Origin of the sequence: Ruegeria lacuscaerulensis (assembly GCF_013033355.1) — a bacterium.
GTDB lineage: Bacteria > Pseudomonadota > Alphaproteobacteria > Rhodobacterales > Rhodobacteraceae > Ruegeria > Ruegeria lacuscaerulensis_A.
On sequence record NZ_WQDY01000011.1, the window covers coordinates 61,265 to 73,768 of the forward strand.

The 12,504-nt window shown below is 58.6% G+C and carries 14 protein-coding genes and 1 riboswitch; of the genes, 1 reads left to right on the forward strand and 13 read right to left on the reverse strand.

The genetic code is table 11. The annotated features are described in order from the left end of the window. Positions 1-30: 30 nt before the first annotated feature. The 12 genes from GOW48_RS17565 to dnaK all read right to left on the reverse strand — a co-directional run bounded on the left by GOW48_RS17565 (position 31) and on the right by dnaK (position 10,842). Positions 31-765, reverse strand: a complete 735-nt coding sequence (locus tag GOW48_RS17565) for an ABC transporter permease (protein ID WP_170755470.1) — start codon at positions 763-765, stop codon at positions 31-33. Beyond that, positions 762-1,487, reverse strand: coding sequence for an ABC transporter ATP-binding protein (locus GOW48_RS17570; protein ID WP_170755471.1), 726 nt, complete (start codon positions 1,485-1,487; stop codon positions 762-764). Before GOW48_RS17570 ends, GOW48_RS17565 begins: the two co-directional genes overlap by 4 nt. Then, positions 1,484-2,158, reverse strand: coding sequence for a thiaminase II (tenA, locus tag GOW48_RS17575; RefSeq protein WP_170755472.1), 675 nt, complete (start codon positions 2,156-2,158; stop codon positions 1,484-1,486). The genes GOW48_RS17570 and tenA overlap by 4 nt, the downstream gene beginning before the upstream one ends. Continuing rightward, on the reverse strand, positions 2,155-3,090 hold the full coding sequence (locus GOW48_RS17580) for an ABC transporter substrate-binding protein (RefSeq protein ID WP_170724647.1): 936 nt from the start codon (positions 3,088-3,090) through the stop codon (positions 2,155-2,157). The genes tenA and GOW48_RS17580 overlap by 4 nt, the downstream gene beginning before the upstream one ends. A gap of 20 nt (positions 3,091-3,110) precedes the next feature. Beyond that, positions 3,111-4,076 carry a HesA/MoeB/ThiF family protein gene (locus GOW48_RS17585; RefSeq protein ID WP_170755473.1) on the reverse strand — a complete coding sequence of 322 codons (966 nt, stop codon included), beginning with the start codon at positions 4,074-4,076 and terminating at the stop codon, positions 3,111-3,113. Beyond that, entirely contained in the window at positions 4,073-4,669 is a 597-nt protein-coding gene (locus tag GOW48_RS17590; RefSeq protein WP_170755474.1) for a thiamine phosphate synthase, read from the reverse strand. The genes GOW48_RS17585 and GOW48_RS17590 overlap by 4 nt, the downstream gene beginning before the upstream one ends. Then, entirely contained in the window at positions 4,666-5,430 is a 765-nt protein-coding gene (locus GOW48_RS17595) for a thiazole synthase (protein WP_170755475.1), read from the reverse strand. The genes GOW48_RS17590 and GOW48_RS17595 overlap by 4 nt, the downstream gene beginning before the upstream one ends. Before the next feature lie 2 nt (positions 5,431-5,432). Next, positions 5,433-5,627: a sulfur carrier protein ThiS gene (thiS, locus tag GOW48_RS17600; protein ID WP_170755476.1), complete on the reverse strand. Its 195-nt coding sequence runs from the start codon at positions 5,625-5,627 to the stop codon at positions 5,433-5,435. Further along, entirely contained in the window at positions 5,611-6,588 is a 978-nt protein-coding gene (locus tag GOW48_RS17605) for an FAD-dependent oxidoreductase (RefSeq protein ID WP_170755477.1), read from the reverse strand. Before GOW48_RS17605 ends, thiS begins: the two co-directional genes overlap by 17 nt. Beyond that, a complete protein-coding gene (gene thiD, locus GOW48_RS17610; RefSeq protein WP_170755478.1) occupies positions 6,585-7,388 on the reverse strand; it encodes a bifunctional hydroxymethylpyrimidine kinase/phosphomethylpyrimidine kinase in 804 nt (267 codons plus the stop codon). The genes GOW48_RS17605 and thiD overlap by 4 nt, the downstream gene beginning before the upstream one ends. Before the next feature lie 46 nt (positions 7,389-7,434). Continuing rightward, positions 7,435-7,541, reverse strand: a riboswitch (TPP riboswitch). Positions 7,542-7,714: 173 nt separating this feature from the next. Continuing rightward, a complete protein-coding gene (gene dnaJ / locus GOW48_RS17615; protein ID WP_170355653.1) occupies positions 7,715-8,860 on the reverse strand; it encodes a molecular chaperone DnaJ in 1,146 nt (381 codons plus the stop codon). A 74-nt stretch (positions 8,861-8,934) separates the two neighbouring features. After that, positions 8,935-10,842, reverse strand: coding sequence for a molecular chaperone DnaK (dnaK, locus tag GOW48_RS17620; protein WP_170755479.1), 1,908 nt, complete (start codon positions 10,840-10,842; stop codon positions 8,935-8,937). A gap of 213 nt (positions 10,843-11,055) precedes the next feature. On the opposite strand from dnaK, the gene GOW48_RS17625 reads away from it, so the two are divergent. After that, positions 11,056-11,658 (forward strand): alpha-ketoglutarate-dependent dioxygenase AlkB family protein, encoded by a 603-nt coding sequence (locus GOW48_RS17625; RefSeq protein WP_170755480.1) that lies wholly within the window; start codon positions 11,056-11,058, stop codon positions 11,656-11,658. On the opposite strand, the gene GOW48_RS17630 is transcribed toward GOW48_RS17625, so the two are convergent. Then, complete coding sequence (locus GOW48_RS17630; RefSeq protein WP_170755481.1) at positions 11,655-12,482, reverse strand: ABC transporter permease; 828 nt, start codon at positions 12,480-12,482, stop codon at positions 11,655-11,657. The genes GOW48_RS17625 and GOW48_RS17630 overlap by 4 nt on opposite strands. Positions 12,483-12,504: the final 22 nt, after the last annotated feature.

The window sequence follows — 12,504 nt, forward strand, 5'->3', positions numbered from 1 at the left end:
AACCCTGACGCCGAATCGGTTTCCAAACCGTTAACGCGCTTCACCTGCCATGCGCGCGGTGGCGCGGCGGATGATCAGATGCAGCAGAATCGAAAACACGCCCAAGGTCAGCATCGCGGCAAACATCAGATCGGTCTTGGCGCGCCCATTGGCCAGCAGCATCAGATAGCCCAAGCCCTTGGATGAGCCCACCCATTCTCCAATAACGGCCCCGATCGGCGCATAAACCGCCGCCAGCCGCATCCCCGACGCCAGCGAGGGCAGCGCCGCCGGAATGCGGATATGCCACAACACTGCACGCGGGCTGGCCTGCATGGTGCGTGCAAGGTCCAGATAGCCGGGGGGCGTGCGCATCAGCCCGTCGAAAAAGGATGAGGTGATCGGGAAATAGATGATCAGCACCGCCATCGCGACCTTGGACCACAGCCCATAACCCAGCCACAAGGTCAGCAACGGGGCCAGAGCAAACACCGGCAGCGCCTGTGTAAAGACCAGCATCGGCTGCACCAACACACGCGCTGCCCGCGAATTGGCCAATTGAAGCGCGGTGATCACGCCGAGAGCTGTGCCGAAAGCCAATCCGATCACCACCTCAACCGCCGTGATCCATGTATGTTCGGCAATCACCCAGCGGTTCTGCCACCATGTCTCAGCCACCAGCGCAGGACCGGGCAGGATGAATTTCGGCAGGCCCGTTAAGCTGACAACCGCCTGCCAAACGGCCAGCGCGAATACAGTTGCGGCAAGGGCGGACAGGATCTTCATGCAGCCTCTCTCAACAACCGCAACAACGCGCCCTGCGTCTCCAGCGTTTCCAGGTCATCCACATGGCGCGGAGCCGGGGCCGAAGGCGGCTCGCAGGGCGTCAGCCCCTGCGCGGTCATCACCACAATAGATTGACCCAAACGCGCGGCCTCGGCCGGATCATGCGTCACCAGCAACACGGTGCGCCCTGCCAGCGCCTCGGCGGCCAGATCCTGCATGTCTGCCCGGGTGCGGGCGTCGAGCGCCGAGAACGGCTCATCCAACAAAACGATGGGACGATCCTCCATCAACGTGCGCGCCAAGGCCACGCGCTGACGCTGACCGCCAGACAATTCTCCGGGTTTTTTGTTCAGATGATCCTGCAATCGCATCCGCTCGATCAAACGGTCCCGGCGGGCCAGGTCGGGTTTTTCCCCGCGCAGCCGCGCACCCAGAGAAACATTCTGCGCCACCGTCGCCCAAGGCAGCAGTAGATCGTCTTGCGCCATATAGGCGACGCGGCTTGTCACTGGCTGCGCGTCACCGGCAGTGATCTGACCATTGAACGCGGCACCTGTTTCCAACCCCGCGATCAGGCGCAGAACGGTAGTTTTCCCCACACCCGATCCGCCCAGCAGACAAGTCCACTGCCCCGCCCCAAGGGTCAGGGTCAACGGCGCGAACAAGGGCGCGCCGTCGATTGTGGCCGAGCCACTGATGGTCAGATCAGGCGCTTGGGTCACGGGGTCAGGCCCATTTGCCAGAAGTTGACCTCAAGCTCGGTCGCAGTGCGGAAGGTCTGACACAGTCGATCCCAACGCGGTGAGGCTTCGAAATCTGCCCCAATACGCCGCGTTAGAGACTGATTCAGCAATTCTCCGACCGCTTGACATGCGCCTTGGTAGTCCTCACCGGCATAGGTGTTGATCCAATCGCGATAGGTCTCGGATGTCGCCTCAGCAGCCAGCCGCGTGCCGATCTCACCATAACCCATCACGCAAGGCGCAAGGGCCGCCAGCAAGTCGAGCAAGTCTCCACTATACCCGGCCTCTAGCACGAACCGCGTATAGGCCAGATTCTCGGCCCGCTCGGGGGTCGCGAACAGCTCCTCCTGCGAAATCCCGGCCGCTTCGCAGATGCCGATATGCAGCTGCATTTCTTCGGCGACCAGAGCGTTCACTGTGCCCACAGCGGTCAACATCTCAGAATGCGTTTCCGATTTCACCACCGCCAAAGCCCAGGCGCGGCTAAAATGGATCAGGAACACGTAATCCTGCCGCAGATAGTGCAGGAACGCCTCACGCGGCAGCGTGCCGTCCTTCATGCCTTCGACGAAGGCGTGGCGGGTATAATCCCGCCACGGCCCTTGCGCCGCATCACGCATCAGCGCGAAGGCTTTGCCATAGTCGCTCATTGCGCGGTCACATCAATGGTGATGTCACTGACCGGATTGATGCTGTCGATCATGCCGCTGTCTTTCAGGAACGCCTCGAACCGTGCGTACCGACCAGCGTCAAAACCAGCCGGACGCAAGGCAAAACGGGGCAGCGTGTCGACCCATGCGCGCGCATTCAGCTCATCCTGCAGCTCGGGCGAGGTGGCCGCGAAAATCTCCCAGCTTTTTTCCGGGTTGTTGACGATATATTGCGTAGCTTTCTCGGTCGCGGCCAGAAAACGCGCGATCATGTCAGCATCCATGGTTTCGGGGTTGGCCACGTAGATCAGCTCATCATAGGGCGGTACGCCTTCTTCCTCGATGTAAAAGCAGCGGCCCGCGACACCTTCGATATCCATTTGGTTCAGTTCGAAATTGCGGAACGCACCGATCACCGCATCCACCTGCCCGGTCATCAGCGACGGCGACAGCGAGAAGTTCACGTTGATCAATTCGATATCGTCCAGCGCCACCCCATGGGCGTTCAGCATCGCGGTCAGAATGGCCTCTTCCACGCCCGCGACCGAGAAGCCGATCTTTTTACCCTTGAGGTCGGCCAAAGATTTGATCGGACCGTCTTCCAACACCAACAGGCAGTTCAGCGGGGTCGCAACCAGCGTGCCCACGCGTTTCAGCGGCAGGCCTTCGTGGATTTGCAGGTGCAGCTGCGGCTGGTAGGACACCGCCAGTTCAGCTTGACCTGCTGCCACCAGACGCGGCGGGGCGGAAGGATCGGCGGGCGGGACGATTTCAACCTCAAGCCCCTGCTCGGCGAAATAGCCATTTTCCTGTGCCACAATGATCGGGCCGTGATCGGGGTTGATGAACCAGTCCAGCAGGACGGTCATCTTGTCCTCGGCCCAGGCTGGCGTGGCAGCCAGCAATGCAATAGCGGTAATCAGCTTTTTCATATCTCGCGTTTCCTTTTCGCTTACGAGCTCGAGGCCGCGACGAGGACAATCTCGCCCGGCCAATCCGGTTGAATCTGTTCAGCAGCGCGCCATGCACGCAGACCCGTGGCGCAGCACAAGGCCAGTCTTTTACCCTGTTTAGGGTCTATTTCCTGCAAGTTTTCAGGCGAAACCCGCCGCGCATTGGGGTGCGCTGGGGTTACGGCCTCGACCTTGTTTCGCAGCTCGACGATCTGGTCATTCGTGCTGAGTTGGCTGGCCGAGACGAACCGAAAACAGCTATTGGGTTCGGGCGCGTTGTGGAACCGGAAGGTGCTGGTACGCAGGGTACGGGCGTCGTATTGAACCATCTGCCCCAAGGGCGAGGGCGCGATCCCAAGGATCAGGTTCAGCGCCATCTGCGCCTGCATCGCGCCTATTGTCCCAACGACCGGACCCAGTACACCGGCGGTTGCGCAGCTCGCTCCGCTATCGGGCGCGTCAGGGAACACCGCGCGCAGCGAAGGTGCCCCTCCGCAGAACCCACCAACATAGCCCGATAACCCCAGCACCGAGGCGCTGATCAACGGTTTCCCCTGCGCAAGACACGTGTCCGACAGAATATAGCTGGCCGCATAGCTATCCGCACAATCCAGGATCACATCAGCCTGCGCGACCATATTGGGCGCATTTTCGTTTGTTAAAGCCTGTTTCAGCGCCTCAACGTAAATCTCTTCATTCAAGCTCCGGCAGCGCTCAGCCGCCACATCAGCCTTGGGTCGACCACAATCCGCCTGCGTAAACAAAGTCTGGCGGTGCAGGTTGGACAGATCGACTGTATCCCCGTCCATCACCGTGATCCGCCCGACGCCAGCCCCAGCCAGCAAGGGTAGAACCGGCGCAGCTAACCCTCCGGCCCCCACAACCAGCACATGCGCCGCAGACAACCTCGCCTGCCCTTCTGCCCCTACCTCAGGCAGGATGGTTTGACGGGCATAACGGCTCATCGGGTGACCTCGATCCATTGGCGCACGCGCGCTTCGGGGTCAGTGTTCAGGGTGATATCTGTCACGACCGAGACGATATCCGCCCCCGCCTGCAGAACACCCGGCGCGCGTTCGACACTCATCCCGCCGATCCCGACCAGAGGGATATCGCGCACCCGCGCCTTCCATTCGGTGACACGTGGCAGGCCCTGCTGATGCCATTTCATCTTTTTCAGGATGGTCGGATAAACCGGCCCCAGCGCCACATAATCCGGGTCCATGGCCAGAACGCGTTCCAACTCGTCATCGTCATGGGTCGACACGCCCAGGTTCAGACCGGCCTTGCGGATAGCTTTCAGATCGGCATCGTCCAGATCCTCCTGCCCCAGATGAATCCAGTCACAACCCAGATCAATCGCGGCCTGCCAATAGTCGTTCACCACCAACACTGCCCCGTGCTGACGGCACAGATCGCGCGATAGGGCAATCTGTTCGCGCACCACCGCATCGGGCTGATCTTTGACGCGCAATTGAACCAGTTTCACGCCCAAGGGCAGCATCCGCCGCAGCCAGTCAGAATGATCGAAGATCGGGTAAAACCGGTCGAGGCTCATGACAGAAACGCCTTTCCGATCACGGGGGTCGAGGCTTCGGCCATATCGCGCGCCTCAATCGGGTCGGCCTGATGGGCCAGTTGCCCGGCAAGGGTCGCCTGCATCATGGCCCGTGCCATCGCCGGCGGATCACCGGCACGCGCGACGGCCGTGTTCAGCAGAACAGCGTCATAACCCAGCTCCATCGCGCGCGCGGCGTGACTGGGCAGGCCAATGCCCGCATCAATCACCAGCGGTACACCCGGGAATTCCGCGCGCATTGCCCGCAACGCGTATTCGTTGTTCAATCCGCGCCCCGAGCCAATCGGCGCGCCCCAAGGCATCAGCACCTCACACCCTGCAGCCAGCAAGCGTTCGCCCACAATCAGATCGTCAGTTGTGTAGGGAAAAACCTGAAACCCATCCTCGGTCAGAATGCGAGCAGCCTCGACCAGTTGGAACACATCCGGTTGCAGGCTGTCCGTGTGGCCGATCAGTTCCAGCTTAATCCATTTGGTATCAAACACCTCACGCGCCATATGGGCGGTGGTCACGGCCTCTTTGACCGTGTGACACCCGGCGGTGTTCGGCAGGACCAACACTCCCAGATCGCGGATCATCTGCCAAAATGTTTGCCCCGCGCCAGATTCCCGTCGCAGCGACACGGTGGCCACCCCGGCCTCGCTTTCCCGAAACGCCTGCTCCAGAATGGCCGGGCTTGGATATTGCGCCGTGCCCAGCATTAAGGGGTTGGGCAAATCTGTGCCGTAAAACGTTTTCATCCTCAGCCCCCCTGCATCGGTGCGACGACCTCGACCCGGTCGCCATCTACCAGTTCGTGCGCAATGCGCAGGCTCGAAGGAACGAATTCCTCGTTCACCGCCGTTGCGACCCGGCCCGAGAATCCGCATTCAACCAACATTTCCGCCAGCGTCAGAGCCTTTATTTCTCGGGTCTCGCCATTAAGCACGATCTTCATCGACCATCTCCGAATGTTTATTTTCAAGCGCCAGATCGGCCACACCCTGCGCCAGCGCCGGGGCCAGTAGATAGCCGTGGCGATAAAGACCGTTGGCGTAAATCATGTGCCCCAACCGCCGAATACGCGGCAGGTTGTCGGGGAAGGCAGGACGTAGATCGACGCCAATCTCCAGCACCTCGGCCTCGCCGAAGGCCGGATTCAACGCATAAGCCGCGCTGAGCAGTTCCAGCATAGACCGCGCGGTGATGCGGCTGCTGTCCTCGCTCTCGATCATCGTCGCACCCAGCATGTAGACGCCATCACCACGCGGAACGATGTAAAGTGGCATCCGGGGATGCAGCAACCGCACCGGCCGGGTCAAAGTGACCTCGGGGCAGCGGATCACCAACATCTCACCCTTCACACCTCGCAGATCATGCAAGACCTCGCGCGCGTGCCGCCCCCGGCAGTCAATCGCGTTTTCCAACCGCGAAGGCGCAAGCTTGCGATGGAACACAACGCCCTGATCCTGCAACTGTCGATACAGGTCATGCAGCGCTTGACGCGGATCAAGATGTGCCTCTTGCGCAAAGTGCAGACCCTTGGGGAAATCATGTAAATCAGGCTCTAACTCAGAGATTTCAGATTGATCGACTTCGACGAATGCTTCAGTCCTACGCGCAAATCGTCGTAAATCAGGCAAGTCGCGCGGATTGGCCACAACCAACGTCCCACACCGTTGCACCTGAGTCCGCGCGGTCCACCAATCCAACGCGGTCTGCCCCAAACGCATCACTGGCTCTTCAGCATTTTCATACTCGCACCATGGGGCTAGCATCCCACCGGCCCACCAAGAACAACCATGCGCTCCGGGTGGCCCACCGGGGTCAAAAACCTGCACTTGTGCCCCGCGCGAGACCAATTCACTGGCCACAGCCAAACCAGCAACGCCCGAACCTATGACCGACCAGATCGTCACGCAGGCCAAACCTGATGGAAATGATGCACCGGCCCATGACCATGCCCAATGTACAAACGATCTGCTTGTGCAATCGCACCCTGCAGGTATTCGTGCGCCTGCGCGACTGCGTTGGGAACTGACAACCCCTTCGCCAATCCCGCCGCAACCGTAGAAGACAATGTGCACCCGGTGCCATGCGTATTTTTGGTTTGACGGCGGGGGGCCGAGAATTCAGCGATCAAGCCCGTCCGATCCATCAAAAGATCGTGGCAGACGTCACCCTTTCCATGTCCCCCCTTCATCAATACGGTCTGAGCCCCAAGGTCGCATAGCCCAAGCCCCTGTTCGATCATCTGTTCTGTAGTCTCCGCGTCCGACAAGCCCAGTAAACATGACGCCTCGGGCAAATTCGGCGTCAGTACAGAAGCACACGGCACCAACACATCACGCAATGTCTGCACCGCGTCCTCAGCCAGCAAGGAGTCACCCGATTTGGCGATCATGACCGGGTCGAGCACAATCGGACCGCCGAACCCGGTGATACTGTCAGCCACGGTTCGGATAATTTCTGGAGTTGCTAGCATCCCGATCTTGATCGCCCCGACATCCAGATCGCTAAGCACGGCCTCAATTTGTGCTGCAATCACATCCAACGGAATACTGTGAACAGCCGTCACCGCCCGCGTGTTCTGCGCCGTGATCGCCGTGATCACGCTGGCGCCATACACTCCAAGAGCAGACATGGCCTTGAGGTCGGCTTGAATGCCGGCCCCCCCTCCACTGTCCGAACCTGCTATCGTCAAGGCAATAGACGCCATATCGTTGCTCCAGATTATCTTGGGCAATCGTGGCGTAGAAAACGTCCATAATTTGGCGACCGTTCCCTCCGCCGGTATTGCCCGGATCAGGTTCGATGGGTTGATGCAATAGCACCTCTCAGCCCCTCACAAGAGGCACCCCAACGGTTGGTGCGGAACATTTCAGGCACGCGAGAAATAATCAAGAGGATTCTGCGAGGCTCTGCCTCACGTTCCGAGCTACTTGTGGCCAGATAAAGTTCGGATCCCCTGCTTCATCTGGCTATAAATATCTCGGGGGAGTCGCCCGGAACGGGCGGCGGGGGCAGAGCCCCCTACCCTGCTTTTCAGCCCTTCATTCCATCCCAGAAAGATTTGACGGATGAGAAAAAGCTTTTGGACTCTGGGTGGTTGTCTTCACCTAAGTCGTCGAACTCTTTCAACAGCTCTTTCTGGCGGCTTGTCAGGTTCACCGGCGTTTCCACCGCAAGTTCAATGAACATGTCCCCTACACCACCACCGCGCAACGCGGGCATACCTTTACCACGCAGGCGCATCTGACGGCCAGACTGGCTGCCAGCTGGAATCTGAACGCGACCACGCCCGCCATCGATGGTGGGGACTTCGATCGACCCACCCAGGGCTGCCTTGGCCATGCTGACAGGCACACGGCAATACAAATTCACGCTGTCGCGTTCGAACAGTTTATGGTCCGAAACCTCGACAAAAATGTACAGATCACCCGGAGGGCCACCCCGCATTCCAGCCTCACCCTCGCCCGCTAGGCGAATGCGCGTACCGGTTTCGACACCGGCCGGAATATTGACCGACAGGGCGCGTTCTTTTTCCACGCGACCCGCACCGCCACAGGATTTACAGGGGTTCTTGATGATCTGACCCAGACCCGAACAGGTCGGACAGGTGCGTTCCACCGTGAAAAAGCCCTGCTGCGCACGGACCTTACCCATGCCCGAACAAGTGGGGCAGGTCGTGGGTTCTACACCACCTTCCGCACCCGAGCCATCACAGGCCGAGCAGGCCACAGCGGCAGGCACGTTGATGGTTTTTTGCAGACCCGAGAACGCCTCTTCCAGCGTCACGCGCAAGTTATAGCGCAAGTCCGAGCCGCGCGCCGCGCGACGTCCACCGCCTCCGCCACGTTGGCCGCCCATGAAATCGCCGAACAGATCGTCGAACACGTCGGAAAACGCGCTCGAGAAATCGCCCTGACCAAAGCCGCCGCCAGGACGGCCGCCACCGGTGCCGTTTTCAAAGGCCGCGTGGCCGAAACGGTCATAGGCTGCCTTGCGCTCGGCGTCCTTCAGGATGTCATAAGCCTCGTTCGCTTCTTTGAACTGGGCCTCAGCGTCCGGGTTGTCCTTGTTGCGGTCGGGATGCAATTCCTTGGCCTTCTTGCGAAAACCCTTCTTGATCTCATCCGCCGATGCGCCCTTGGCTACGCCGAGCACATCGTAGTAGTCGCGTTTTGACATCAGTATGTCCTTCTGCCTCAACGTAAATGGGCCGGCCCGGAGAACGGACCGGCCCGAATTGGCCCGGTGAGCCGTTAGTTACGTTTGTCGTCGTCCAGATCTTCGAACTCGGCGTCAACAATGTCATCATCGCCCGGTGCGGCATCGGCTGCGGCCGGTTCATCTTCGCCATCTTCAGCTTGCGCCTTGTAGATGGCTTCGCCTAGCTTCATCGCGGCTTCGGTGACGTTCTGAATGCCAGACTTGATCTTGTCGGCGTTTTCAGTTTCCAGCTCGTCCTTCAACGCGGCAATCGCCAGTTCGATGGCTTCGATGGTGGTCGGGTCGACCTTGTCGGCATGCTCTTCCATCGACTTCTCAGTCGAGTGGATGAGGCTTTCCGCCTGGTTCTTGGCATCGACCAGCTCGCGGCGTTCCTTGTCGGCTTCCGCGTTCTCTTCGGCGTCCTTGACCATCTTTTCGATATCGTCGTCGGACAGACCGCCCGAGGCTTGAATGGTGATCTTCTGTTCTTTGCCGGTGCCTTTGTCCTTGGCCGAAACCGAGACAATGCCGTTGGCGTCGATGTCGAAGGTCACCTCGATCTGAGGCATGCCGCGCGGTGCGGGTGGGATATCTTCGAGGTTGAACTGACCCAGGATCTTGTTGTCCGCAGCCATTTCACGCTCACCCTGGAACACGCGGATGGTTACGGCGTTCTGGTTGTCTTCGGCCGTCGAGAAGACCTGAGACTTTTTGGTCGGGATGGTCGTGTTGCGGTCGATCAGTCGGGTGAACACGCCGCCCAGCGTCTCGATGCCCAGCGACAACGGGGTCACGTCCAACAGAACCACATCTTTGACGTCACCCTGCAGAACACCGGCCTGAATGGCGGCGCCCATGGCAACGACTTCGTCCGGGTTGACGCCTTTGTGAGGCTCTTTACCGAAGAACTTGGTGACCTCTTCGATCACTTTCGGCATCCGGGTCATACCGCCGACCAGAACAACTTCGTCCACGTCAGCAGCCGACAGACCGGCGTCTTTCAGAGCGGCCGCGCAGGGCTTCATCGACTTCTTGATCAGGTCGCCAACCAGCGATTCCAGCTTGGCACGGGTCAGCTTCATAACCATGTGCAGCGGCTGGCCATTTGCGCCCATCGAGATGAATGGCTGGTTGATTTCGGTTTGCGAGGTCGAGGACAGCTCGATCTTGGCTTTCTCAGCGGCTTCTTTCAGACGCTGCAGGGCCATCTTGTCTTGCGACAGGTCGACACCGTGTTCCTTTTTGAACTCATCAGCCAGGTAGTTGACGATGCGCATGTCAAAGTCTTCACCACCCAGGAAGGTGTCGCCGTTGGTCGATTTGACCTCGAACAGACCATCATCGATTTCCAGGATGGTCACGTCGAAGGTACCGCCACCAAGGTCATAAACCGCGATGGTTTGGGTTTCTTCTTTGTCCAGACCATAGGCCAGAGCAGCAGCTGTCGGTTCGTTGATGATCCGCAACACTTCCAGACCGGCGATTTTACCGGCGTCTTTGGTGGCCTGACGCTGAGCGTCGTTGAAATAGGCGGGAACAGTGATGACCGCTTGCGTAACTTCCTCACCCAGATAGCTTTCTGCGGTTTCCTTCATCTTGCCCAGAGTGAAGGCCGAGATCTGGCTTGGGGAGTACTTTTCACCGCGGGCTTCGACCCACGCGTCGCCGTTACCGCCATTCACGATGGCATACGGCACCATTTTCTTATCTTTTTCGACTTCGGCATCATCCACACGACGACCGATCAGACGCTTGACGCCAAAGATCGTGTTGTCGGGGTTGGTGACCGCCTGACGTTTTGCAGGCTGACCGACCAGTCGCTCATCTTCGGTGAAGGCGACGATTGAGGGCGTGGTCCGCGCCCCTTCGGCGTTTTCGATGACCTTCGGCTGCGAGCCGTCCATGATGGCCACGCACGAGTTGGTGGTTCCCAGGTCAATCCCGATTACTTTACTCATATGTTCGATCCCTTTCTATTTAAGGCGATGTCCCGAGGCCGGGACCCGTTATGGCATCCCTGCCTCGATCTCAATTGCGCAATGGCCCTACACCATCACGCGTCCCGGCGTATATAAGGGCGAGACCAAAAGCCTGCAAGCGGTGTAAATCGCAGGTTTTCGGGAATCTGTGGCCTTTTTTGCAAGGTTTTGGCAAGGATTGGGGAATCTTGGATGGCACGGCTGCTTTTGCGCGATTTCGATATACGAAAAGCTTATCTGGACGGGCACGCTCAGGCGCAACTGGTCGATATGCTGCGGCCGATTCTGAAATCTGCACCATTGTTTCGACCAACTACGGCTTCGGGCAAGGAAATGTCAGTCCGCATGACATCCGCCGGATCTTTGGGATGGGTATCAGATAAAGCGGGATATCGGTATCAGGATTTGCACCCTAAAGGCATGTCATGGCCTGCTATCCCCGACCCCATCCTTGATATCTGGCGGGACCTCGCATCATCCGAACGCGATCCCGATTGCTGCCTGATCAACTACTACGGAGAAGGAACGCGCATGGGGCTTCATCAGGACAAGGACGAGGCGGATTTTTCATGGCCCGTTCTGTCTGTCTCACTGGGTGATGACGCGCTGTTTCGCATCGGCAATACCACCCGCGGCGGCAAGACCGAGTCGATCTGGCTGAACTCGGGTGATGTCGTAATCATGGGCGGACCTGCGCGTCTGGCCTATCATGGCATAGACCGAATTAGGTTCAGTTCATCCCGGTTGCTGCCCAAAGGGGGGCGGATCAATCTGACCTTGCGTGTCGCACGTTAACTGCGGGCACCCCAGCTTTGCGAGATATGCTGGCGTGTAAAGAAAATGCCCAGCAGCCCGATCAACAGCAAGACAAGACCGACCCACAGCGGGTACTCCCAACTTGTGTTGCGCGGAAAGTAGTTGCGAAACACAAACCCGCGGCACTGATCAATAATGTGAAACAGCGGGTTCCAGATGAACATCAATAAAGTAAACCCTCCCAAACTGTTTGCTACAAACATCTTGCCCGAGAAAATCATGTTCATACGCCGGTACACGGTCGAGGAAATGGACACAAAAGTTGGCAGCCAAGGCTTCAGCGCCATGAACACAACGCCTACAGCGCATCCCGTGAACCATGCCAAAACCAGCATGTAGAACGCACCACCAGGATCTTGCACCTCAAGCGGTTCGATCGCGACGTGGTATACAAACAGGATCACCAGGATCGAAACGAGCTGAGTGTATAATGTCCCAAAGGCCGCTGCCAAAAGCGATACCATCATGTTCATCGGAGAATGCAACATCATCGGATTGTTGCCCGTTGAAACCCCAGACACACCACTGACAGACTTCACATGGGTCAGAAACAGAAATACCCCGGACAACAAAAACAGGATCGGGTTACCGCGAATCTTTGCAACACCCGTAATTTTACCGACCAAGGTCATGATCAGATAGAACACCGTGACCAGCGCAAGAATTTGCACAATGTTCATAATTACGGCCAGCACAGCATTCGACCGCTGCGAACGGATGCTGCGCACGACCGCATGATAGATCAGCTCAAGTGTGGTAAATGCACCGCCCACCAGCGATTTATTTCGCTCAAAATAAAACACGTACGCACTCTTTCCCGCTGAA